20 protein-coding genes are annotated in these 22,794 nt (G+C 72.3%); 9 read left to right on the top strand and 11 right to left on the bottom strand.

The features are described 5' to 3' along the window. Nucleotides 1-76 precede the first annotated feature (76 nt). From OG867_RS31835 to OG867_RS31820, 4 genes are read right to left on the bottom strand one after another with little or no spacing between them, the layout of a single operon-like run. Entirely contained in the window at nt 77-1,867 is a 1,791-nt protein-coding gene (locus OG867_RS31835; protein WP_331720327.1) for an ABC transporter ATP-binding protein, read from the bottom strand. After that, the gene (locus tag OG867_RS31830; RefSeq protein ID WP_331720326.1) at nt 1,864-3,771 is read right to left on the bottom strand and encodes an ABC transporter ATP-binding protein; all 1,908 of its coding nucleotides are present in this window, start codon (nt 3,769-3,771) and stop codon (nt 1,864-1,866) included. The genes OG867_RS31835 and OG867_RS31830 overlap by 4 nt, the downstream gene beginning before the upstream one ends. After that, the gene (locus tag OG867_RS31825) at nt 3,768-4,685 is read right to left on the bottom strand and encodes a glycosyltransferase (protein WP_331720325.1); all 918 of its coding nucleotides are present in this window, start codon (nt 4,683-4,685) and stop codon (nt 3,768-3,770) included. The genes OG867_RS31830 and OG867_RS31825 overlap by 4 nt, the downstream gene beginning before the upstream one ends. Beyond that, nucleotides 4,682-5,884: an epoxide hydrolase family protein gene (locus tag OG867_RS31820; RefSeq protein WP_331720324.1), complete on the bottom strand. Its 1,203-nt coding sequence runs from the start codon at nt 5,882-5,884 to the stop codon at nt 4,682-4,684. The genes OG867_RS31825 and OG867_RS31820 overlap by 4 nt, the downstream gene beginning before the upstream one ends. Nucleotides 5,885-6,179: 295 nt before the next feature. Here OG867_RS31820 and OG867_RS31815 point away from each other — a divergent pair, with 295 nt between their 5' ends. Both OG867_RS31815 and OG867_RS31810 read left to right on the top strand, forming a co-directional pair. Further along, nucleotides 6,180-7,427: a cytochrome P450 gene (locus OG867_RS31815; RefSeq protein ID WP_328904575.1), complete on the top strand. Its 1,248-nt coding sequence runs from the start codon at nt 6,180-6,182 to the stop codon at nt 7,425-7,427. 118 nt (nt 7,428-7,545) lie between these two features. Then, nucleotides 7,546-8,184, top strand: a complete 639-nt coding sequence (locus OG867_RS31810) for a MerR family transcriptional regulator (protein ID WP_331720323.1) — start codon at nt 7,546-7,548, stop codon at nt 8,182-8,184. 45 nt (nt 8,185-8,229) lie between these two features. Here the strand turns inward: OG867_RS31810 and OG867_RS31805 are convergent, their stop codons facing one another. The 3 genes from OG867_RS31805 to OG867_RS31795 form a co-directional block, all read right to left on the bottom strand. Next, nucleotides 8,230-8,781, bottom strand: a complete 552-nt coding sequence (locus OG867_RS31805; protein WP_406281289.1) for a GNAT family N-acetyltransferase — start codon at nt 8,779-8,781, stop codon at nt 8,230-8,232. A 160-nt stretch (nt 8,782-8,941) separates the two neighbouring features. Continuing rightward, nucleotides 8,942-10,171, bottom strand: coding sequence for a glycosyltransferase (locus OG867_RS31800; protein WP_331720322.1), 1,230 nt, complete (start codon nt 10,169-10,171; stop codon nt 8,942-8,944). A gap of 149 nt (nt 10,172-10,320) precedes the next feature. Further along, nucleotides 10,321-10,647 carry a YciI family protein gene (locus OG867_RS31795; protein WP_331720321.1) on the bottom strand — a complete coding sequence of 109 codons (327 nt, stop codon included), beginning with the start codon at nt 10,645-10,647 and terminating at the stop codon, nt 10,321-10,323. 177 nt (nt 10,648-10,824) lie between these two features. On the opposite strand from OG867_RS31795, the gene OG867_RS31790 reads away from it, so the two are divergent. After that, nucleotides 10,825-12,270: a GMC oxidoreductase gene (locus OG867_RS31790; protein WP_331720320.1), complete on the top strand. Its 1,446-nt coding sequence runs from the start codon at nt 10,825-10,827 to the stop codon at nt 12,268-12,270. Between the two features lie 191 nt (nt 12,271-12,461). After that, nucleotides 12,462-12,890 carry an SgcJ/EcaC family oxidoreductase gene (locus OG867_RS31785; RefSeq protein ID WP_328904570.1) on the top strand — a complete coding sequence of 143 codons (429 nt, stop codon included), beginning with the start codon at nt 12,462-12,464 and terminating at the stop codon, nt 12,888-12,890. Between the two features lie 47 nt (nt 12,891-12,937). Here OG867_RS31785 and OG867_RS31780 read toward each other — a convergent pair whose 3' ends face one another. From OG867_RS31780 to OG867_RS31765, 4 genes are read right to left on the bottom strand one after another with little or no spacing between them, the layout of a single operon-like run. Then, nucleotides 12,938-14,254 (bottom strand): ATP-grasp domain-containing protein, encoded by a 1,317-nt coding sequence (locus tag OG867_RS31780; protein ID WP_331720319.1) that lies wholly within the window; start codon nt 14,252-14,254, stop codon nt 12,938-12,940. Continuing rightward, nucleotides 14,235-15,704, bottom strand: coding sequence for an AMP-binding protein (locus tag OG867_RS31775; RefSeq protein WP_331720318.1), 1,470 nt, complete (start codon nt 15,702-15,704; stop codon nt 14,235-14,237). The genes OG867_RS31780 and OG867_RS31775 overlap by 20 nt, the downstream gene beginning before the upstream one ends. A 3-nt stretch (nt 15,705-15,707) precedes the next feature. Continuing rightward, nucleotides 15,708-15,971, bottom strand: a complete 264-nt coding sequence (locus OG867_RS31770; protein ID WP_328904567.1) for an acyl carrier protein — start codon at nt 15,969-15,971, stop codon at nt 15,708-15,710. Next, the gene (locus OG867_RS31765) at nt 15,968-17,320 is read right to left on the bottom strand and encodes a condensation domain-containing protein (RefSeq protein WP_331720317.1); all 1,353 of its coding nucleotides are present in this window, start codon (nt 17,318-17,320) and stop codon (nt 15,968-15,970) included. Before OG867_RS31765 ends, OG867_RS31770 begins: the two co-directional genes overlap by 4 nt. A gap of 193 nt (nt 17,321-17,513) precedes the next feature. Between OG867_RS31765 and OG867_RS31760 the strand changes: the two genes are divergently transcribed. The 5 genes from OG867_RS31760 to OG867_RS31740 all read left to right on the top strand — a co-directional run bounded on the left by OG867_RS31760 (nt 17,514) and on the right by OG867_RS31740 (nt 22,188). Next, entirely contained in the window at nt 17,514-18,809 is a 1,296-nt protein-coding gene (locus tag OG867_RS31760) for an MFS transporter (RefSeq protein ID WP_328904565.1), read from the top strand. Between the two features lie 13 nt (nt 18,810-18,822). Beyond that, entirely contained in the window at nt 18,823-20,163 is a 1,341-nt protein-coding gene (locus OG867_RS31755; RefSeq protein WP_331720316.1) for a PLP-dependent aminotransferase family protein, read from the top strand. A gap of 176 nt (nt 20,164-20,339) precedes the next feature. Beyond that, nucleotides 20,340-20,555 carry a hypothetical protein gene (locus OG867_RS31750; RefSeq protein WP_331720315.1) on the top strand — a complete coding sequence of 72 codons (216 nt, stop codon included), beginning with the start codon at nt 20,340-20,342 and terminating at the stop codon, nt 20,553-20,555. Nucleotides 20,556-20,869: 314 nt separating this feature from the next. Continuing rightward, nucleotides 20,870-21,124: a GNAT family N-acetyltransferase gene (locus OG867_RS31745; protein ID WP_331720314.1), complete on the top strand. Its 255-nt coding sequence runs from the start codon at nt 20,870-20,872 to the stop codon at nt 21,122-21,124. A 98-nt stretch (nt 21,125-21,222) separates the two neighbouring features. Further along, nucleotides 21,223-22,188, top strand: a complete 966-nt coding sequence (locus OG867_RS31740; protein ID WP_328904561.1) for a DUF1152 domain-containing protein — start codon at nt 21,223-21,225, stop codon at nt 22,186-22,188. The last annotated feature ends 606 nt before the right edge of the window (nt 22,189-22,794 follow it).

Here is a 22,794-nt window from a genome sequence, read left to right as displayed (position 1 = left end):
CGGGCATCCGGCAGGAGGGGCACATCCCAAAGTCGCGCGAGCCCGGCAGATCCGATGGAATGTGCCCCTCCGCCCGTCACCGGTAGCTCGCCGCCTGGAGGCCGAAGAGTTCGGCGTAGAGGCCGCCGTCCGCCATGAGCGCCTGATGGCTGCCGGACTCCGCGATGTGCCCGTCCCGGACGACGAGGATGAGGTCGGCCATGCGCGCGGTGGAGAACCGGTGCGAGACCAGGACCGTGATCGCGCCGGCCGCCTCGCGCACCTGCCGGGCCTGCTCCGAGAAGCGCTCGAAGAGCTGGTGCTCGGTCTCCGCGTCGAGCGCGGACGACGGCTCGTCCAGGACGAGCAGGACCGGTGCCGGCCGCATCATGGCCCGGCCGAGCGCCAGCTTCTGCCACTGCCCGCCCGAGAGTTCGGCGCCCTCCGTCCAGCTCTTGCCGAGCTGGCTGTCCAGCCCCTGCGGCAGCCGCTCGACCACGTCACCGGCGTGCGCCGACTCCAGGGCGTCGAGCACCGCCCGGTCGTCGTCCACCCGGGGCAGGTCGCCCAGCCCGACGGTGGTCCCGGCCCGGAACTCGTACCGTACGAAGTCCTGGAGGCCGACCGAGATACGGGCCCGCCACTCCTCGGCGGACAGCCGGTGCAGGTCGACGCCGTCCACCAGGACCCGGCCGCTCGTCGGGCGGTACAGCCCGCACAGGAGCTTGACCAGCGTCGACTTCCCGGCCCCGTTCTCGCCGACCACGGCGACCGTGGTGCCGGCCGGGATGCGCACCCGCAGGTCGTTGAGCACCGGCGCGTCCGCACCCGGGTAGGCGAAGCCGACCCCGTCCAGCTCGATGCCCTCGCGCATCCGGTCCGCGGGGCTGAGGCCGCCCTCCTCGGCGGGGCCGTCCGGCTCCGCCACCAGGGCGCGTACCGCGGCCACCCTGCGCAGGGTGCTGCCCATGCGCTGGAGGGTGCCCGTCAGATTGACCGCCTCCGTGACCTGCTGGTTCACCTGGACGGCCAGCGCGATGACGACGGTGACCTCCCCGATGCCGTGCCGGCCGGACACCGCGTCCCGCAGCACGAGCAGCACGGTGCCCACGTACGCCAGGGCGAAGACGACCTGGCCGCCGGCCCGCAGCGCGGCGGCCCCGGCCTGCCCGCGCCACAGGACCCGGTCCGCGTCCGCGCGCAGCCCGGCGTGCCGGCGCCGCATCTCCTGCCGCAGCCGGAAGACGCGCAGCTCCCCGGCGTGCCGGGCGGAGGTGGAGAGCCGGAAGAGGTTGAGGGCCAGCCTGGTGGGTTCGGCGGAGCTCGTCCGGGAGCGGTCGAGGCGGCGTTCGGCGGCCCGCCCGGCCAGCAGCGGGGGAGCGGCGGCGAGCGGCAGCAGGAGCAGCACCGGGTGGAGCCGCGCCAGCAGGACCGCGGTGAGGACCATGGCCAGGGCCAGGCCGACGCTGCTGAACAGCGCGGACAGGGCGTTGCTGAACTGCCGCACCTCGCGGTCCAGTACGGACAGCTCGTCGGCGAACTCGGCCCGGTCGTGGTGCTCGATCCCCGCGGAGCCGTTGGACAGCTCCGCCAGCTGCTGGACCATGTCCAGCTCGGCCAGCTCCGACAGCTCGAAGTAGGCGATGTGCGCGAAGTGCGCCCCGGTGAGGGTGAGCGCGGCGAGCACCGCGGTCGCCACCCCGTACAGGGCGGCCGCCGTGCCCCGGCCCGCGACCACCGCGTCGGTCATGAGGCCCAGGAACACCGCGAGCAGCGGGGCCGAGACCGCGCCCGCCACCATCAGGGCGAGGGCGAGGAGCGTCTTGCGGGGGTGGATGCGCCACGCCATGCGGAACAGGCCCCACGAGCCGTCGAGGGTTTCCTTCATGACAGCACCTCCGCCGGCACGCCGTGGCCGGCCCCGTCGTCGTCATCGGTGAAGCGGTCGGCCTGGAGCCGGAACAGCTCCGCGTACCGGCCGCCCCGGTCGAGCAGCTGCTCGTGGCTGCCCCGCTCGATGACGCGGCCGCCGTCGAGCACGACGATGACGTCCGCGCGCCGCACGGTGGAGAAGCGGTGCGAGATCAGCATTGTGGTGGCGCCCCGGGTGAGCGAGGTGAACTCCTCGAAGAACCCGGCCTCCGCCCGTACGTCGAGGCTGGCCGTCGGCTCGTCCATGACCAGCACGGACGAGCCGTGGTCCAGGGCGAACAGGGCCCGGGCCAGGGCCAGCCGCTGCCACTGGCCGCCCGACAGCTCCGCCCCGCCCTCCAGATGGCGGGCCAGCGGCGTCGCCGTGCCCCGGGGGAGCGCGTCGAGGGCGCCGGTGAGACCCACGGCCTCGATCGCCCGGCGGACGCCCTCGGTGTCGTCGGCGCGGTGGACGGCGCCGAAGGCCACGTTGTCGGCGGCCGAGACCTCGAACCGGGCGAAGTCCTGGAAGATCACCGCGGTCTTGGCGCGCCACGCCTCCAACGGGTAGGAGGCGATGTCCACCCCGTCGAGGCGGATGACGCCGGCGCTGGGTTCGTAGAGCCGGGTGAGCAGCTTGACCAGGGTCGTCTTGCCGGCGCCGTTCAGCCCGACCACGGCCGTGCAGCTGCCCACGGGGATCTCCAGGTCCAGATCCTCGAAGACCGCGCGGTCCTCGCCGGGGTAGCGGAACGTGACGTGGTCGAAGTGGATGACCCCGGCCGGCTCCGGCACCTCGGCGCCTCGCGCGTTCCCGGCCGGCTCGGCGGTAGTGGTGGCGTCCAGGTGGTCGGTGAAGCGGCGCACCGCCTCGTACGCGTGCATGCCGATGGCGGTCTGCAGATCGCTCTCCGGGTAGAACTCGGCGAGCCGCAGCGCCCCCAGGGCGGCCTGGAGGACCAGGGCGAACACGGTCAGGGTCTGCCCGGTGTCCCCGTCGGCCGCGCCGGTGCCGATGGCCGCGAGGGCCGCACCGCTCACCAGCACCATCCACAGCGTGTACCAGAGGAACGGTCCGAGATAGATCGCGCGGCGGATCTTCCACAGCGGCTTCAGCCAGTCGGTGTACGAGGTGTGCAGCCGGTCCTGGAGCCACCGCATCAGCCCGAAGACGCGGATCTCCTTCGCCGCGTCGGCCGAGGTGGCGAGGGTGCGCAGGTAGTCGTTCTCCATCTCCTTCGAGCCCAGGTCGAAGCGGGCACCGGCGTACTTCCGCAGCCCGCCGACGTGACCGTGCCGGAAGAGCAGCACGGCGGTCAGCAGCCCGGCGGCCGCGAGCCAGGAGAACGCGAAGCCGACGACCGCGACGTACCCGAGGAGCTGGATCTGCCGTGCGCCCAGCGCGAGCAGCCCGGCTCCGGCCTGGCCCGGGCTCTGCACCCCCGATTCCAGCTCACGGGCCGCGGCGCGCAGGTCCTCGATGACCCGGGCGTCCTCCAGCGCGGCGATCCCGGGCGTCGACGTCGCCGCGTCCATCAGCTCGTCCAGCACCCGGCCGTCGATGCGGCGGGCCACCGACTCGCCGAGCGCCTGCTGCGCGGGCGCGAGGATCTGCTGCCCCACGAACGCGGCGGCGGCCAGCACGAAGGCCCGGATCAGCGCGTCGAAGGCGCCGGAGCCGGTCCCGCCCTCCACCGCCGCCGGGACCCGGCCGAGCACCACGGCGCTCGCCACCACGAACAGCACGGGCAGGAGGCCGAGGAGGACGTTGACCACCGCGCTCGCGGCGACCAGGGCCGCCCCGGCACGGGGCAGCAGGCGGGCGATGTCCCGGCGGGCCGCGAGCAGCCGGGCGACACCGTCCGGCAGGAGCCACTTCATCCGGCGACCCCGTGCTGTGCGAGGTGGTCCGCGCAGGCCGGCAGCCCGCGCTCGGCGATGACGTCGTTGAAGTCGAACGGGGTGACCGTACGCAGCTCGGTCAGCAGCCCGGTGATGGGCGTGCCGTACTTCCGCGCCATGTACTGGTAGTTGGGCGCGGCCGCGTCCTCGTTCTCCTCGAAGTCCTTGTAGTGCGGCAGGTGGATGGCCGACGCGTCCCGGCACAGCTCGAACCGCACACCGTCGCGGTGCAGCCGGTAACCGAGGTCGAGATCCTCGCCGCCCCAGGACCGGAAGTTCTCGTCGAAGCCGCCGGCCGCCCGGATCGCCGCCGTCGGGGCCGAGACATGGCCGGTCCAGAAGACCACCCACGGGGCGGGCAGGCCGTTGAAGTCGTCCGTGTACTTCTCGTAGAAGTACTCCCGGATGTCGAACCGGGTACCGGTCCGCGCGAAGCCGGCCATGGTGGCGTCCGGGTCGTCCGTGTCGATCTCCCGTTCCAGCGCCTCGGCGTCCGCGTTGTCCACGGTGAAGCCGTAGAGGTAGCCGACGAGAGCGACCGGACCGGACGCCTTCCGGTGTGCCGTCAGGTGGCCGGCCAGCGCCTCGCTGTGCAGCACCACACCGGAGTCGATCATGACGGTGACGGCACCGCGCGCCGCCGCGACCCCGACGTTGCGGGCCCTGGCCACCTGCCAGCCGTCGTCGGGCTGGAAGAAGTACCGCACGTCCAGCCGGTCAGCGTAGCCGCCGACCAGCTCCTCGGTGCCGTCACTGGAACCGTCGTCCACGACCAGCACCTCGAACCGCTCGCGCGGCAGGGTCTGCCGGACCAGCGAATCCAGGGTGTGCGCCAGGTGCGCCTTCCGGTTGTACGTGGGAATGACGACGCTGCACTGCAACTGCTCGGTCATGACGCCTCCGCCAGGGTGGGAACCTCGGACTGCCGTGCGATGTCGCGGGCCCGTGCCGCCTCGATGAACGAGCGCACGTCCGCCACGAAGAGCTCGGGGACCTCCATCGCCGGGAAGTGCCCGCCCCGGTCGAACTCGCTCCACTGCACGATCTCCGGGAACCGGGGCGCCGCCAGGCTGCGTACGGGCAGCGCACTGTCGTACGGATGCACGGTCACCGCCAGGGGTACGGGCAGCGGTGGCGGCACCTCCTGCGGCTTGGACGAGCCGGGCAACTGGTCGGCCATCTCGTAGTACAGCTGCGCCGACGAGCCGCCGGTGGCCGTGAACCAGTAGAGGGAGACATTGGTCAGGAGCTGGTCGCGATCGACCGAGCCCCCCGGCACCGAGTCGTCCGTCCACGCGTGGAACTTCTCCGCCACCCAGGCCAGCTGCCCGGCCGGTGAATCGGTGAGGCCGTACCCCAGGGTCTGGGGCCGGGTGCTCTGGATGCGCATGTAGCCGCTGCCCTGCTCCATCCCCCCGAGCGCCGCGACCCGCTCCCGGTCCGAGGCGTTCAGTGCCTCGATCTCGCCGGGTTCGCCGGACGGCGGCGTCAGCAGGAAGTTGACGTGCGCCCCGATCACCCGCTCCGGCCGCATCCCGGCCAGGGTCAGCGAGATCCACACCCCCAGGTCCGTGCCGTGCAGCGCGTACCGCTCGTACCCCAGCCGCTCCATGAGGGTGACCCAGGCACCGGCGATCCGCCCCACCGACCAGCCGGCCTCCGGCGCCGGACCGGAGAACCCGAAGCCGGGCGGGGTCGGGATCACCAGGTGGAACGCCTGCCCGGGATCCCCGCCGTGCGCGCGCGGGTCGCTCAGCGGCCCGATCACGTCCAGGAACTCGGCGATCGACCCCGGCCAGCCGTGCGTCATGAGCAGCGGAGTCGCGTCCGGTTCGGGCGAGCGCACATGGAGGAAGTGCACCCGCGCACCGTCGATCTCGTCCACGAACTGGGGGAACGCGTTGATCCGCGCCTCGGCGGCCCGCCAGTCGAAGCCGTCGCGCCAGTAGGCGGCGAGCTCCCGCACCTGACCGACCGGCAGACCGCGGGCATCCCCCACACCCGGCAGCTCACTGGGCCATCTCGTACGGGAGAGGCGGTCATGGAGATCGTCCAGCGCCTCCTGGGGAATCGCGACGCGGAAGGGGCGCATCCCTGAACTCCTTTTCAGAACCGGGCAGTTTGGGCTCATCGGTGGGTCAAATGAAAGCCAGACTAGGGAAGTTGCGCACGCTACGGCAGCGAACAGCCGGAAGAGAGCAATCCGGAAGTGGTCGCCCGACCGGCCGACCACCGCGTCCGTCCCGGCCCGGACGAGTGCGCACGCTGGAAGTGGTGCCGTCCGCCGCCCGCTCGTTAGCGTCTGCGCACCGGCGAGAGCCGTCAGGAATCCGGCGCGGAACCAGCATCCGCCGCGCTCCCGGCCTGCCGCCGCCAACGCTTCGCACGTGACGGAACAAGGAGTGGTCTGCGTGGAATCGGAGTCGATCGTTCTCGACCCGACGGGTCGGGACGTGCATGCGGAAGGCGCGCGCCTGCGCCGGAGCGGCCCGGTCGCCCAGGTCGAGCTGCCCGGCGGGGTACGCGCCTGGTCGGTCGTCGGCCACGACGCGCTGAAGGAGGTGCTGAACGACGAGCGGTTCGCCAAGGACGCCCACAAGCACTGGCCCGCCTTCGTCAACGGCGAGATCGGCGAGGACTTCCCGCTGATCGGCTGGGTCATGATGGACAACATGACGACGGCCGACGGCGCCGACCACGCCCGGCTCCGCCAGCTCACCGCGAAGGCGTTCACGCTGCGCCGCTCCGAGGAGATGCGGCCCCGCGTCGAGCGGATCACCGCCGAACTCCTGGACGACCTGGCCACCAGCGGCCCCGACGAGGTCGTGGACCTCAAGGACCGCTTCGCCTACCCGCTGCCGACCCGGGTGATCTGCGAGCTCTTCGGGGTCCCGGAGGACCGCCGCCGGGACGTCATGCGCGGCGGCGAGGTCAACACCGAGACCACGATCTCCCACGAGGAGGCCGTCGCCAACGTCGAGCAGTGGCACCAGGCCATGTACGACCTGGTCGCGTTCAAGCGCCGCGAGCCCGACGACGACCTGCTGAGCAAGCTCATCGAGGCCCAGCAGGAGGACGGCTCACGGCTCAACGACTCGGAGCTCGCCGGCACCCTGCACCTCATGCTCGGCGCCGGCTCGGAGACCACCACCAACCTGATCAGCAAGGCCGTGGTCGCCCTGCTCACCCACCCCGACCAGCTCGCCCTCGTCCTCTCCGGCGAGGTGCCGTGGAGCGAGGTCATCGAGGAGACCCTGCGGGTGGAGTCCCCGATCGCCCAGCTCCCGTTCCGGTTCGCCACCGAGGACATCGACATCGCGGGCGTCACCATCCCCAAGGGCGACCCGGTCCTGACCGGCTTCGCCGCCTCCGGCCGGGACGCCACCCGGCACGGGGACGACGCCGACCGCTTCGACATCACCCGCGCCGACAAGCGCCACCTCTCCTTCGGCTACGGCGTCCACCACTGCCTGGGCGCCCCGCTCGCCCGGATCGAGGCCCTCGTCGCCCTGCCGGCCCTCTTCGAACGCTTCCCCGACCTGTCCCTCGCCGTCCCCGACGACCAGGTCCGGCCCGCCGGCACCTTCCTCCTCAACGGCGTCGACACCCTCCCGGTTCACCTCAAGCGGCAGTAGCCCGTCGAGCCGTGGCCGCCGGCGTTCCCCCGCGCGGGCGGCCACCGGAAGGCGGGCCGGTACCCCCGGCCCGCCTTCGTCCTGCCGTCCGCCCCAGGAAGGACACCCGCCGGTGCGCATGGGCGAGCTGTGCCGCAGGTCCGGCGTACCCGTGGCGACGATCAAGTTCTACATCCGCCAGGGCCTGCTGCCCGCGGGCCGGCTCACCAGCCCCACCCGGGCCAGTTACGACAGCGCCCACGAGCACCGGCTGCGCCTCGTCCGGGCCCTGCTGGACGTCGGCGGGCTCTCCCTGGCGGCCATCGGTGACGTACTACGGGCCGTGGACGACCCGGACCGCCCGCCGGCCGACGTGCTCCGCACCGCCACGGACCGCCTGACCCCGCCCCGGGAGACCGCGTCCGGCCCGGAGCTGGACGCGGCCCGCGCCGAGGTGGCCCGGCTGGTGCGGCGCCTGGGCTGGCGGGCGGAGGCGGACGGGCCGGCGGGCGAGGCGCTGGCCGGTGTGCTCGTGGCCCTGCGCGCCTCGGGGCACGGGGACTTCGCCGTACTCCTGGACGACTACGCGGCGGCGGCCGAGCGGGTCGCCCGCGCCGATCTCGGCCATCTCGGGCGGCCGGCGGCGCGCGCGGACCTGGTGGAGCGCGTGGTCGTGGGCACGGTGCTGGGCGAGGCCATGTTCAGCGCCCTGCGCCGGCTCGCCCACGCGGACGCCTCGGCCCGCGCGTACACGGACCTCCGTGGACAGAACACCTAGGCCGTTGCAGCAACGTGCTCACGAGCTCTGCGGGCTTGCCGGAAATCAACACGGCGTGTCGATTTCCGGCAAGCCCACGGGCCTGGTCACCTCGCGCTCGAAGCGCATGCTGGCGCGCACCCATCCGGAGAGCAGCACTTCACCCTTCGCTGCGAACCCCAGCCGTTCGTACCAGGTGCACAGCCTCGTGTTGGCTGCGACGGCGTCAAGGCGCAGAAGGGAGCGCCCCTGCGCCGCCGCGGTTCGTGCAGCCCAGTCAACCGCGAAACTGCCGATCCCCTGGCCCTGGTGGTGCGGGTCGATAGCCAGCCGATGGAGATGCACAGCCCCCACCGCTTCCGAGTCCGGCCAGACCGCAGCGTCAGTATCCTCGAGAGCGAACGTGCCCACGGTGTCTCCCGCACGCTGCACGACATAGGTCTCCCCCCTGGCGACGCTGGCTGCGGCGGCCGCCCGCGGAAGCGCGCGCCACGAGAGAGGGGTCCCCTGCCGCTCCTGGCCGGCACGAGCATTGGCCAGGACGGTCAGAACCAGCTCGAGGTCCCTCCGCACGGCCCTACGTACCACCATCGCCACGTGCTCCGCATCTGCACGCATACCCCTGCTCCCCGTCACGATCAGGTCTGGGCCATGTCCACGAAATAGCAGCAGCGGCCCGGAAGGGCGACTGTAATCGTTGCCGCTGATACATCAGCCCCGTGCGGGTGATCTTGGTCGAGAACCCGCCTACCAGGAGCTTCGTCGCTGCGCAGAACACCTAGGCAGCCAGGTTGATCACCCGGCGGCCGACGCGCCCGGCCTCCGCCGTCAGGTCGTCGCCCCAGCGCTTCCACAGCCCGGACAGGCGCGAGGTGATCACCACCGTGTCCACCGCGCCGTCGGCCAGCGGCGTACGCAGACCGATGGAGTGATGGCCCTCGTGCGCACCCCCCGCCAGGGCCGCGTCGAGCAGGCCCCGGTCGAACTCCACGAGGACCGACGGCGGAAGATCCGACGGGATGTCACCGCCCGACCCGAACACCGCGATCCGGCTCCCGGCGAGCACCTCCCCGAGCGACGCGGCCAGCTCACCGGCCACGGACGCCCCACCCACCTCGGCGGTCCACTCCTCAAGAGCGCGGTACTCCTTCTCCCAGTCCCAGAAGGGCCGGGTCCAGCCCACCAGGGCCCAGCCCAGCTCCATCGCGGGCTGCGGGTGCTTCGCGAGGATCTGGGCCATGTTGGAGATGAACTCGCTGAACGAGACGTCCATGTTCCGCTCGTGCGAGGACTCGATCACCCAGCCGTCGTACGTCGAGTGGAACGCCACCCCGTCCCGGTGCAACCGGTAGCCGAGCTCCAGATCCTCCCCGCCCCAGCCGCTGATCTGCTCATCGAACCCGTCGATGGCCCAGAAGGCCGCGCGGTCCACCGAGAAGTTGATGGTGAAGAGCATGCTCCACGGCGTCCGGCGCCGCGACAGGTCGAAACCGCACCCCGTGAACTGCTCGTGCCGGATGTCGCGGAAGGCCGGGTCGTCGCGGAAGCGCTCCCACACCGCCTCCGGCTCGCTCAGATCCAGCGGACCGGCGAGCTGCCGCATGGGGTCCGAGGGGTTGTAGCCGAACGCGTAACCGATGACCGCCCGGGGCTCCGCCGCGTCGTGCACGGCGAGATGGGAGCGCAGGAAGCCCGGCCCGACCATGGCACCCGTGTCCAGGAAGACCAGGACCCGGCCTGTCGCCAGCCGCGCCCCCTGGTTGCGGGCGAGCGCGATGCGCGCGCCCCGGTCCTCCTGGAAGCGGTACCGGATGCGGAGCCGGTCGGTGAACTCCCGTACCACGTCCGCCGTCTCGTCGCTGGAACCGTCGTCGGAGACGATCACCTCGAAGTCACCGGCGGGCACGGTCTGCCGGGTCAGCTGGTGCAGGGTGTCCCTGAGGAGACCGGCCCTGTTGTACGTGGGAATGACCACGGAGGCTTTCGGGGCGGCGTCGTTCTCGTACACGGGGGCCTCCGCGGGGGCTGAGTCGCTGGCTGCCGGCGGACCGGCCGGGGGTCCTGGCACCGACCGGTACGGGCGTCGGCAACCACGCCCGACGCTACCGATATCGCGCCGGGCGCCCAACTCCCTGCTTGCTCAGTCGAACCGCTTGCTCAGTCCAGATCCACGAAGTGGCGCAGTTCGAGCCGGCCGATACGGGCCATCGGATGCTGCCGCGCCACCTCGACCGCCTCGTCCAGATCCGCGCACTCCAGGATGTCGAACCCCACGATCACGTTCTTGGACTCCGCGAACGGGCCCGCCGTGCGCAGCAGCTCCCCCGCCCGCATCCGGACGGTGACGGCCTCGTCCACCGGCGCCAGCGCGCTCCCGGTGACCCGCCGTCCGGCGGCGTCGTTCTCGGCCGCCCAGGTGTCGCAGTCGTCGGTCCGGTCCTCGTCGGGCTCGGAGTCGGTACACACGAACATCATGAACTTCACGCTACGGACCTCGATTCATCCGGGGCCCCACGGTGGGGCCGGGCCGATCCTAAGTGCCGCCACTGACAGCGGCGGTCCGTCCCGGAAGGACCGCACCCTGAAAGTGGCCGCCGCGAACGCGGCGCCGACAGGATGGGCGCCCCTGTTCCATGGCGAAGGCGAGAAGGAGGTGACGGCGTGTCCCCAGGACCGGACGTCATCGTGGTGGGAGCGGGCTCGGCCGGCTGCGTGGTGGCGAGCAGGCTCTCCGAGGACCCGGACCGTGCGGTGCTGCTCCTCGAAGGCGGGCCCGACCGGCGCGCCCCCGGACTGGCCCGCGCCATCGCCTCCCGCAACGGCATCGGCATCTTCGCCCACCACCAGGCGTTCTGGCCCGACCAGCGGGCGACCCACCTGGCCGGCGGCCGGCTCGGCTGGTACCTGCGCGGGTACGGGGTCGGCGGGTCGTCGTCCGTCAACTCGATGCTCGCCCTGCCGGGCCTGCCCCGGGACTACGACCGCTGGGCGGACGAGCTCGGCTGCACCGGCTGGTCCTGGGCGGAGGTGCGGCCCTGGCTCCAGGAGCTGAAGCCCCACCTGGCCGCCTCCACGGACGCCGAGCTGACGCCCCTGGACAGCGCCCTGCTCGCCTCCGCCGCCGAACTCGGCCTCAAACGCGACCTGGACACCTTTGACGACCCATCCGACGGGGCCGGCGTACTCCTGCGCAACGCCACCCCCCACGGCAGGCACTCCAGCGCCGAGCACCGGCTACGGCCCGCGAGGAACCGCGCCAACCTCACCGTCCGCCCCGACACCCCCGTCGAACGGCTGCTGTTCGACGGCACCCGGTGCGTCGGCGTACGGACGGCGACGGGCGAGGAGCTGCACGCGGACGAGGTCGTCCTCAGCGCCGGTGTCATCGGCAGCCCCGCCGTACTGCTGCGCTCCGGCGTCGACCGCCCCGGCATCGGCCACCACCTGCGCGACCACCCGGCCGTCTCGGTCGGCCTGGTCCTGCGCCCCGAGTACCGGGAGGCGCGCGCCGACCTCCCGTGCATCGGCACCGTCCTCCGGACGTCCTCCGGGGAGGGGCACGGCGACATCCACCTCCTGCCGATGCACGGCGACTCCAGCGGGGGCGGCGAGGTGCACGGCGTCCTCATGGCCGCCCTGATGACCTCGCGCTCCGACGGCACCGTCCGGCTCGACCCCGACGACCCGTCCGGACCGCCCCGGATCGACCTGCGCATGCTGGACGACCCTGCCGACCGGCGCGCCATGCACGAGGCGCTGCGCTGCCTGGTCCGCGCGCTGCGGAGCTCCGCCTTCGCCGAGGTGGTGGAGTCGGTACGGGTGGACGACCGGGGCAGCGACCTCACCGCCCTGCTGGACGAGGACTTCGCGGACGCCTGGCTGCCGGACCACGTCGGCGACTACTTCCACGCCACCGGCACCTGCCGGATGGGCCCGGCGGCCGACCCCGGATCCGTGGTCGACCTCCAGGGACGGGTGCACGGGCACACCGGCCTCCGGGTCATCGACGCGTCGGTCATGCCGGACACCCCCTCGGCCAACACCCACACCCCGACGGTCATGATCGCCGAGCGCCTGTCCGCCGCGATGCGCGGCCGGCCCTGGTGACGGCCGCCCGGGCTTCTCGCCCCGTGCCCAATCCGCCCGCGCCGGGCCCGAACGCGGTCGGTCCGGAAGGTGCGGCCCGTACCCCCGGAATGTGACGGTTGACGCACAGCACGGCCGGCCCCTCCGCGGCACTCGCGCGACGGCCGGAGGACCTTGCCCGGCCACCACGGCCCAGCCTCCAGGGAGCACATATGACCACGCAGACCGCCCCGATCAGCGGCCCCGTAGCCGACGAGGACAAGGCGGAGGTCGCCGGCCTGCCGCGCCGCATCGTCGAGGCGTGGGCGCGCTACGACTCCGACGCCTTCGCCGCCGTGTTCACGGACGAGGGCACCATGATCCTGCCCGGCGTCTTCCAGAAGGGCCGCGAGTCCATCCGCGCCTTCACCAGCGCCGCCTTCGCCGGGCCGTATAAGGGCACCCGCGTCGTCGGCACCCCGATCGACGTCCGCTTCCTGTCACCCGAGGTCGCCGTCCTCATCACGCGCGGCGGGATCTGCGTCGAGGGCGAGACCGAGCCGGCCCCCGAGCGCGCCGTGCACGCCTCCTGGCTGGCCGTGAAGCAGCCGGACGGCTGGCGCCTCGCCGCGTACCAGAACAGCCCCCTGAACAACGCCTGACACAAGCGTCCGCGCTCGGACCAGGAGGTCCGGGCGCGGACGGCTGTTCAGGCGCGGCGCGCGACGGCTCTGCCGCGTACCGGGGGTGCGGACTCCGCGGTCTCCACCGTGAACGTCCGGGCCGCCCGCTCGCAGGTCTCGAAGAGTCCCTCCTCGGTGTCCGCGCCGAGCACCAGGTGGAAGTACCAGTCGGACGGGCCCGAGATCCGGGCACGGTCGCCGGCCTCACGCCTGCGGTGCCAGTCCACCGCGCCGGGGAACGCCGCGAGTTCGTCGTCGTCCGGCATCGACACGATGACGCCCGGGGCGGACGGCCTGATGTGGAGCCCGCCGATGTGCGGCCACGGCGCGCCGGGCAGCGTCACCGACCCCGTGTGCGCCGCCTCGGCGATCAGGCCGGACGTGGAACGCCCGTGGTACGCGCCGATCATGAGCTGGATCCACCCGCCGCCCGGCCGCGCGGCGACCTCGGAGAACACCAGCTCGCCGTCCTCCCGGACGAAGACTTCGAGGTGGCTGGGCCCGTCGTGGATGCCCAGGGCCGGGTTGAACCGCTTGTGCATGTCCTTGATACGGGCGTACAGCCCGGGATGCTCCCCGGGCGCGAGGATCAGCGAACCGTCCAGGGCGCCGCCCAGCACCTGCATCCTCGGGTACAGATAGCGGTGCACGACGAAGGTCAGCGGTTCGCCGCCGGACCAGATCGCGTCGACGGCCAGCTCCTCGCCCGGCACGAACTCCTCGACCATCAGCTGCCCGGCCCGCTGCCCCACCTCGAACTTCAGCCCGGCCGCGACCGCGCCCAGCTCCTCCCCGCACTCCACCTTCTCCGTGGCGCTCGCCCCGTACCCCGCCACCGGCTTCACGATCAGCGGCGCGGCCAGCTCGCGCGCCACGGCGGCCACCGCGTCCGCGTCCTGAGGATCCGCCAGCGAACGGAACCGGGTCACGGCCACGCCCGCCTCACCCACCAGCTCCTTCATCAGCCGTTTGTCCCGCAGCGCGACATGGTGGCGGGCCCCCGGTGCCGAGGGGTCGAGCAGCAGCCGCAGATAGCCCGAGCCGAACTGGCTGCGCTCGTCCTGGTTGTGCACCTGGACGACCGGGGGACAGGTCTGCCGCAGATCCACGGCGACGGCGGACAGCTCCGCCAGCGAGTCGAAGCCTGACACGGTGTACACCTTGCGGCACCGGCCGAGCAGCGCCGGATCGGGGCTCTCGTACAGGACGTCGGACCGCTCGATCACCAGGCAGACGTCGGCCGTCCGCGCCTCGTGGTCGAGCAGTGCGGCGAGCAGCTCCGGCTGGTACTTGCATACGACGATGGTGCGGTCCCTCGTACGGTCACGACGCCCGGCGTTCATCGGTCTCCTTCCGGTCCAACAGGTCTGCGACGGCCCGCCGGTCCGCCTTGCCGCCCGGCAGCAGCGGCAGGACGGGCAGGGCCGTGACACGGTCGGGCATGCCCTCGCCGAGCGCCGTGCGCAGCGGACGGCGCAGCGCCGCGGCGGCGGCCGGGCCGAAGCCCTGGACGGCCAGGACGACATCGCCGTCCGCGAGCTGGACGCAGCACGCCGCCGTCACCCCGGCCAGACCGGCCGCCGCCGCCTCGACGCGCGCCAGGTCCACGAACACGCCCCGCCGCTTGACCAGCGAGTCCAGCCGCCCGACGACCACCAGATTCCCGTCGTCGTCCAGCACGCCCCGGTCCCGCGTACGGAACCGGGTCACCCCGGACCCGGGGGCGTACCGCAGCCGTTCCGCGTCGTCGTCCCCGCAGGTCCCCGGCAGGTAGCCGAGCGAGCCGTCGGGCGAGGTGATGACGATCTGCCGCACCTCCGCCCCCACCGGCCCCGTCGCCTCCGGGTGTACGAGGGACAGCGCCGTCCCGTCCAGCGGCCGGCCCACGGGCAGCAGACCGGGGCCGCAGTCGCGGGGCACCCGGTGGTGGAACTTGGCGAGCGTGGTCTCCGAAGGCCCGTACAGATTGACGACCTCCGTCGACGGCGCGGCCGCACGCCACCGCCGTACCAGCCGGCCGTGCAGCGGCTCACCCGCGAACAGCGTCCAGCGCAGGGAGTCCACGGACCCGTCCGACCCGTCGGCGGCCAGCCAGCGCGCCGCCAGACTCGGGACCGCGTGCACCACCTCCACACGGCGTTCCGCGAGCCAGCCCAGCACGGCGGCCGGGGCGGCGCGCACCGCCCGCCCGGCGAAGTGCGCCTCGCCGCCCGCACACAGCGGCAGCAGCAGATCGCGGAAGACCACGTCGAACGACGGCGACGTCAGCACCGCCACCCGGGTCCCCGGGCCGGCGCCCACCGCCCCGATCTCCCAGTCGATGAACGCCAGCAGCCCCGCGGCCCGCCCGACGATCCCCTTGGGCGCGCCCGTACTGCCCGAGGTGAACACGACATAACCGGCGCCCGGCGGCAGCACCCGGGGCGCGGGCTCACCCGTCCGCTCGGCCTCCCCGGTCTCGGACCGCAGCACGGCGGCCGGGCGCGCCGCCGCGAGCAACGCGCCGGTGCGCTCGACCGGCTGCTGTACGTCGACGAGCAGCGGGACCAGACCCGCCGCCCGCGCCCCGAGGAACGCCGCCGGCCAGCGCGCCCCCGGCCCGGCGAGCACGGCGACCAGGGCGCCCGGGGCCAGACCCAGCGCCGCGCACCGGTCCCGCCAACCGAGCACCTGGCGCCACAGCTCCCGGTAGGTGACCCGGCCCGTATCCGTCACCACGGCCGGGCGGCCCGGGTGACGGGCCGCGACGCTCCGGACCCGGGCGACGACCGGGCATTCCGCGCCCGTGTCCACCGGTTACCGGCCGCCGGCCCGGTCGACCCGCTCGGCCAGCAGGGCGGCCAGCTCGCCGAGGGACGGCATGTCGAAGACATCGGCGAGCGTGCACTCGACGCCCAGCCGCTCCTCCAGCGCCACGGCCATCTCCGTCGCGGCCAGCGAGTCGAAGCCGGCGGCGACCGGGTCGAGCGTGTCGTCCACCTCTCCGGCGAACACCTGCCGGGCGGCGTCGAGGACTTCGTCCCGTACGCGCTGTGCGAGGTCGTCCTGAGTTGTGGTCACGTGTCGTCCCTCCAAGGGCGATCGGGGTGGGTGGCGAGGTGGGAGACCAGGGCGGCGAAGTCGGCGGTCCAGCGCTCTGCCGTACCGCTCCGCAGTCGCTCGGGGGCGTACTCGAAGCAGCCGCGCAGACCGCCGGACGGGGTGTCCCACATCGCCCAGACGCAGAACCCGCCCCGGTCGAGCGGCATCTCGCGCCGCATCGAGACCTGCTCGACCCGCCCGGCGAACTGGATGTCGTCGTCCCCGACGACGGACCGGGCGTAGTTGAAGAGGAACATCATGTTCTCCGGCTGCGCGCGCGGCCGCATGAAGGCAGGGTTGTCCCGCTCCAGCTCCCGGTGCGGCAGAGGATGCCGGGACGCCTCAAGACAGGCCCGGCGGGCGCTCAGCAGCACGTCCCGGTAGGTGACACAGCCGCTCAGGTCCACCCGGAGCGGCAGCACGTCCGCGAAGAACCCCACCGTGTCGTAGAAGGACCGGTCGTCACGGGCGGCCGTGTTGGTCATCAGCGCCGCGTCCGGGACACCGGTGACCCGGGCGGCGAGCAGCACGCCCGCCGCGACCAGCACGTGCCACGGGGTGCTGCGCACGCTCCGGGCCACCGCGCGGACGGCGCCCATCTCCCGCTCACCGAGGTCGAACACGGCGTTCCCGTAGACGGCCCCGCCCCGGTCGGCGCTCCCGACCTCCTCGGCGGTCGGCGCGAAGACCTGACCGCCCGCCAGCTCCGCCTTCCAGAAGTCGCGGACGGACCGGGCCCTCTCCCCGGCCAGCCCCTCCCGCTGCTGGGCCGCGTACTCCCCGTAACTCCGGGCCGGCGGCAGCTCCGGCGTCTCGCCGCGCACCCGGGCCCGGTAGCAGGCCGCGAGATCGCGGCGCAGGATGCCCGCGGACCAGGCGTCGACCGCGAGGTGGGACGACAGGACCGTCAGCACCGCGTCCTGGTCGTCGAACCGGTACAGCACCGCCCTGAGCAGCGGGGTCTCCGTACGCGGCATCGTCTCCGCGTGCAGCTTGACGAGCAGCTCCTCGGCCGCGTCCTCCCGCGACTCGCCGGGCCCGGGCACCAGCACCTGTTCGGTGAACGGCACCGGGGCCGGCGGAAGCACCGACTGGTACCCCTCGCCGTCGTCGTCGCAGTCGCAGGCCAGGACCGTACGCAGCGACTCGTGCCGGGACACCAGGTCGTCCAAAGCCCCGCGCAGCGCGGAGGAGTCCAAGGGGCCCCGGATCCGCAACGCCATCACGGCGATGAACTTCGACATGTCGAAGCCGTCGCGCTCGTTGGCGCAGCACATGGCCAGCTGGGCGGAGAGCGGATAGCGCGCGATTTCCTCGACGTCTCGCATGGGCAACGCCTCCTCATCGGAACGGCGAAGCTAGGCGCCCCGCGAGAAGCCGGACAACTCCGAGCTTGCCCGTACGCGCAGCCCGTTCCGGGCCGCGCACGGGAGGAGATGACCGACCGCCGGGCCGGACCTAGGTTGGCCGTCCACCAGAGCCGTCACGGAAGACCGACGCACGGGCGACAGAAGGCAGGCCATGTCCGCACTCAGTCCGTTGACCTTCGCCAAGAGCCTCATACCCGAAGCCGGCGCACAACGCGTCTACGTCACCTCGTCGTTCGTGGGGACGGTCGGCGGCGGCATCATGATGCCGATCAGCGTCCTCTACTTCACCCGGATCGTGGGGCTCCCCACGGCCCGGGTCGGACTCGCGTTCACCGTGTCCAGCCTGATCGCTATCCTCGCGTCGATGCCCGCCGGCGCCCTCGCCGACCGCGTCGGCCCGCGCCGGGTCGTCATGGGCTCGCTCGCCGGCCTCGGCGCGTCCGGCCTCGCCTACCTGGCCGTCCAGGGCTTCTGGACCCTGCTCGTCGTCAACGCGTGCATGAACGTCAGCTTCGCCGCCTACTTCCCCTCCGTCGGCGCCCTGCTGCGCCGGGTCGGCGGCGAGAACACCGTGACCATCCGCTCCCAGTCCCGGGCGGTCTCCAACATCGGCGTGGCCCTCGGTTCCCTGGTCAGCGGTGTCGGTATCCAGATCGGCACCGAGACCGCCTACCAGGTCCTCATCGTCCTGTTCGGCGTCGCCCAGACGGCCGCGCTGCTCCTCCTGTTCAGGGTCCCCGACTACCGGCCCCTGCCCCGGCCCGCCCCGGCCGCCGGCACCGGCAAGGCGCCCGCCGGAGCCACCCGGAGAGCCGCGCTGCGGGACACGGCGTTCGTCCTCTACGCGCTCGTCGGCGGCGCGATGACCGTCCAGGTCCTCGTCCTCGAAATCATGATCCCGGTCTGGATCGTCTCCCACACCGACGCCCCCACCTGGGGTGTCACCGCCGCCTTCCTCATCAACACCGCCCTGGTGGTCCTCCTCCAGGTCCGGCTCGGCAGCGGAGTCCAGACCCTCACCGACGGAGGGGCCGCCCTGCGCCGCTCCGGCATGGCCCTGCTGCTCGGCTGCGCGGCGATCAGCCTCATGGCCGGGGTGTCCGCGTGGGTCGCCGTGCTCGCCCTCGTCGCCGGCATGGTGCTGCTCACCCTCGGCGAGATCTGGTACTCCGCCGGCTCCTTCGCCTTCGAGTTCGGCCTCCCGCCGGCCCACGCGCAGGGGCAGTACCAGGGCCTGTCCGGCACCGCGTCCTCGGCGGTCCGCGCCGCCTCGCCGGTCTTCCTGCTCGGAGTCGTACTCGGCCTCGGCAGCCTCGGCTGGATCGGCCTCGGCGTCATCATGCTGCTCCTCGGGCTCACCGGCCCCGCCCTGGCCCGCTTCGGCGCCCGGACCCGGCCGGCCGAGGCCGACGACACGGCCGGCGTCCCGGCCCCGCACCACGCCTGAACAAGGGGGAAGCATGGACACGAGAACACCGCCGCGCCGGCCGGAGACGGCGATGCCCCCGCTGGACCGGACGGATCTGCACCCCTCGGTGGACGACCCCGTCCTGACGTCCATGACCACGCTCAACGACATCGCCGGACGCTTCCCCGACGCCGTGTCGTTCGCCGCCGGACGCCCCTACGAGGCTTTCTACGACGCCGAATCGCTGCCCCGGTGGCTCCGCCGCTTCCAGCGCCACCTGGAGCAGGACCAGCGCCGCAGCCCCGCCGAGATCAACCGCACCCTCTTCCAGTACGGCCGCACCAAGGGGTTCATCCACCACCTCGTCGCCCGCCAGCTGGAACAGGACGAGCACATCACGGCCGACCCGGAAGCGATCCTCGTCACCACCGGCTGCCAGGAGGCCATGGTCCTCGCCCTGCGCGCCCTGCGCCGCGGCCCCCAGGACGTCGTGCTCGCGGCGCTCCCCGCGTACGTGGGATTCCTCGGCGCGGCCCGGCTGGTCGACATGCCCGTCCACGGCGTCCGCGAGGACGCCCACGGCCTCGACCCGGACGACCTCGTCACCCAGGTCCGGCTGCTGCGCGCCCGGGGACTGCGGCCCCGCGCCTGCTACGTCGTCCCCGACTTCGCGAACCCGAGCGGCGCGACCCTCCCCGAGGAGCGCCGCCGGCAACTCCTGGACATCGCCGACCGCGAGGACCTGCTCATCCTGGAGGACAACCCGTACGCGTTCTTCGGGGCGGACGGGAACCGGCAGCCCACGCTCAAGTCGCTCGACCGGACCCGGCGCGTCCTCCACTTCGGCTCCTTCGCCAAGACGGCCTTCGCGGGCAGCCGGGTCGGCTACGTCGTCGCCGACCAGCCGATGACCGACGGCACCCTCCTCGCCGACGAACTGGCCAAGCTCAAGAGCATGCTCACCCTGAACACCTCCACGGTCTCCCAGGCCGTCATCGGCGGCTACCTCCTGGAACACGGATGCAGCCTCGTCCGGGCCACGGAACGCGAAAGGGCCGTCTACCGGCGCAACCTCACCGCCGTACTCGACGGCCTGGAGCAGCGGTTCGGAGGCGACCCCACCGTCACCTGGACCACTCCGCGCGGCGGAATGTTCACCGTCCTCACGGTCCCCTTCACCGCCGACGAGGAAGCCCTCGAACACTCCGCCCGCGCCTTCGGAGTCCTGTGGACCCCCATGCACCACTTCTACGGAGGCCACGGCGGCCACCGCCAACTGCGCCTTTCCTTCAGCGCCCTGGAACCGGACCGCATCAACACGGGCCTGGACCGCCTGGCGGCACTCGTCGCCGAGCGGAAGTCCCAGGTGCACATGGTCCGAGCGGCTGCGTAGAACAGGGTGGTGCAGGCTCCACCCCGATTCGGGTGTGCGGTGCACTGACCCGCACCACACGGCCAGGGCAGCATGGAGCAGACGTTACGGGGACCCGTGACGAGCACTGGACCGGAAGCAGGAGCCCTCCATGGCACGTTCGACCGACTACGACGAGGACCCTCCTCAGCACCCTGGTGCTGATCGTCACCGGACTGGTGGTCGGCGTGCTGGCCGCCCTGATCCCCCTCACCGCGTTCAGCCTGTCCGTCACCGGGTCGCTGCCCTATCTGCCGCCGGTCCAGGTGGCGGCCATCGTCCTGGTCGTCGTTGTGACCGTGGCCGCGGGCGTCCTCCTGCCGGCCCGCCCGGCGCTGCGCCGCCGCCGTCCGGCGGCCCTGCAACGTTCCTGATCGGCCGTCATAGGTGAGGAGCCGCACCATGGCCCGCAGCGCCTCAGTCGTGCTCGCCCTGGCCGGAGCCGCGGCCCTCGTGCTCAGCTGCGCTCCCGGGCAAACGCGGTGACGTGCCAGGATCCCGCAATGAGCGAACCGACGATCCGTCCACGTACCGATGACCACATGCCGGGCTGCGTCCAGGCACTCGCCACGGTCCACACGGCAGATCGCTATCCAGTGGACTGGCCCGTCGACCCCGAAGGCTGGCTGACCCCCCGGGACAGGCACTGGCCACCGCAGTCGGCCTGCCGCCACAGCGACTGCTGTCCGTGGCGCGCTTCTTCGTCAGCACCGACGCCCGCAGACGAGGCGTGGCCACAGAGCTCCTGCGCAAGGCCACCGAAGCAGCCACAACCGCTGGCCGCACCCCCGCCCTCCAGGTCGAATCCGGAGCCTCGGCCGCCATCCACCTCTACGAACGCGCCGGATGGCACTACGTCTCCACGTCCCCAGCCACCTGGACAACAGCCGGCGGCCGTACCGCACAGATGCACACCTGCGTCGCACCACCGGACGGGGCGTAGGCGATGCCCCTCAGGACGACGACAGGGACTCCACGGCCTCAATCTCACTGAAGTCTGATCGCCCTGGTGCCGACTCGCCCTCCTGCTAGCGTCATGCGGTGATTTCTCTGGGGGAACCCGCATTCTTCACTCGCCTGCACGACGTGCGACGGGTGCTCATCGCCGGTGCGGGCGGCGGCTTCGACGTGTACGCCGGGCTGCCGCTCGCACTCGCGCTGCGGTCGGCGGGCAAGGAGGTACACCTTGCCAACCTGTCTTTCGCCGACTTGTACGGCCTGGACCTTGACGTGTGGGTGGACCAGGACGTCGCGGCCATCGGGCCCGACACCCCTATGCGTGGTGACTATTTCCCTGAACGGACGCTTGCCCAGTGGCTCGTGACGCAGGATCTACCGCCGACCGTGTACGCCTTCCCGAGCATCGGGGTCGGGCCGCTGCGGACGGCCTACCGGACGCTGATCGAGCATCTCGGTGGTGTTGACGCGATCGTGCTGGTGGACGGCGGCACCGACATCCTGATGCGCGGCGACGAGCACGGTCTCGGCACCCCGGAGGAGGACATGGCGAGTCTCGCCGCCGTGAGCGGACTCGACGAGGTCGCGCACCGGCTGGTGGCCTGTCTTGGCTTCGGGGTGGATGCGTATCACGGTGTGAACCACTCGCTCGTGCTGGAGAACTTGGCCGCTCTGGACCGGGATGGCTCGTATCTCGGCGCGTTCTCGCTGCTGGGGGCGGGGCGGGAGGGTGCGTTGTATCTTGACGCGGTGGCGCATGCCCAGCGCCACACCGCGAGCCACCCGAGCATTGTGAACGGTTCTGTGGCCGCTGCCGTGCGCGGTGACTTCGGCAATGTCCGGTTCACGGAAAGGACCAAGGGCAGCGAGTTGTTCATCAACCCGCTGATGGCGCTGTACTTCTGTGTGGACCTGCCTGGACTGGCCCGCCGTAATCTCTACCTCGGTCTGCTGGAGCGGACCTCGCTGATGCGGCAGGTGAGTTCCGTGATCGAGGAGTTCCGCACCACGCTGCCCCGTCAGCGTCCGCCGAGGGCGTTCCCGCACTGAACCTCCCTCAGACCGATACGGGACAGCCGTCACCGGGGTGACCGAGGGGCGAGTCACCGACGAGTCTTCTGACGAGCGGGTACCCGGGGTGATCGGCCACCCCGGCGCTCAAGAGGTATCCGGCGATCCCGCGCTGCGCGGCCGGGTGAAGCCTGACGTGGCAAGGTCACCGGTGCCGCGCCTTGCCACGGTGCAGGGCAAAACAGACAGACGAACGAGCTGAGCCTCATCGGGGGGATATCTCTAGTCCAGTTCGAATCCAGTTCAGAGAATGAAGCACAGGCTGAGCCGAGAGGGCTGAGGCCAACTTTCTCATTCCTTACTTGTGCAGCAAGCCGCCCGCGAAGCGGGCTCTGGATCTGGGAGCGAAGCGGACGGGTAGGGGTGGAGCGAAGCGAAACCCTTGACGGGCAGCCATGAAGTGACGGCCCGTCAAGGCACCGCGAAGCGAGGCCCGTTCATTGCGTTCATGGAGCGAAGCGGAGTGAACGCCCGCGCTCGCGCGCACCGGGGAGCGAAGCGAGCCGGCATCCGTAGTCCTGGAGCGAAGCGGAAGGACGCGCCAAGCGAAGCGCGGCGCTTCGCTTGCTCATCGCGCAGCGATGA

The sequence above is a fragment of the Streptomyces sp. NBC_00209 genome, from assembly GCF_045206345.1.
Classification (GTDB): domain Bacteria; phylum Actinomycetota; class Actinomycetes; order Streptomycetales; family Streptomycetaceae; genus Streptomyces.
Note: the sequence above shows the minus strand (reverse complement) of the source record. Positions and strands in the feature narration are given on the sequence as shown.

Bases quoted from the DNA above. Each gene is read 5' to 3' on its own strand.
- OG867_RS31835 (WP_331720327.1), bottom strand. From the start codon at position 1,867: ATGAAGGAAACCCTCGACGGCTCGTGGGGCCTGTTCCGCATGGCGTGG.
- OG867_RS31830 (WP_331720326.1), bottom strand. From the start codon at position 3,771: ATGAAGTGGCTCCTGCCGGACGGTGTCGCCCGGCTGCTCGCGGCCCGC.
- OG867_RS31825 (WP_331720325.1), bottom strand. From the start codon at position 4,685: ATGACCGAGCAGTTGCAGTGCAGCGTCGTCATTCCCACGTACAACCGG.
- OG867_RS31820 (WP_331720324.1), bottom strand. From the start codon at position 5,884: ATGCGCCCCTTCCGCGTCGCGATTCCCCAGGAGGCGCTGGACGATCTC.
- OG867_RS31810 (WP_331720323.1), top strand. From the start codon at position 7,546: ATGGGCGAGCTGTGCCGCAGGTCCGGCGTACCCGTGGCGACGATCAAG.
- OG867_RS31805 (WP_406281289.1), bottom strand. From the start codon at position 8,781: ATGCGTGCAGATGCGGAGCACGTGGCGATGGTGGTACGTAGGGCCGTG.
- OG867_RS31785 (WP_328904570.1), top strand. From the start codon at position 12,462: ATGACCACGCAGACCGCCCCGATCAGCGGCCCCGTAGCCGACGAGGAC.
- OG867_RS31780 (WP_331720319.1), bottom strand. From the start codon at position 14,254: ATGAACGCCGGGCGTCGTGACCGTACGAGGGACCGCACCATCGTCGTA.
- OG867_RS31765 (WP_331720317.1), bottom strand. From the start codon at position 17,320: ATGCGAGACGTCGAGGAAATCGCGCGCTATCCGCTCTCCGCCCAGCTG.
- OG867_RS31760 (WP_328904565.1), top strand. From the start codon at position 17,514: ATGTCCGCACTCAGTCCGTTGACCTTCGCCAAGAGCCTCATACCCGAA.
- OG867_RS31755 (WP_331720316.1), top strand. From the start codon at position 18,823: ATGGACACGAGAACACCGCCGCGCCGGCCGGAGACGGCGATGCCCCCG.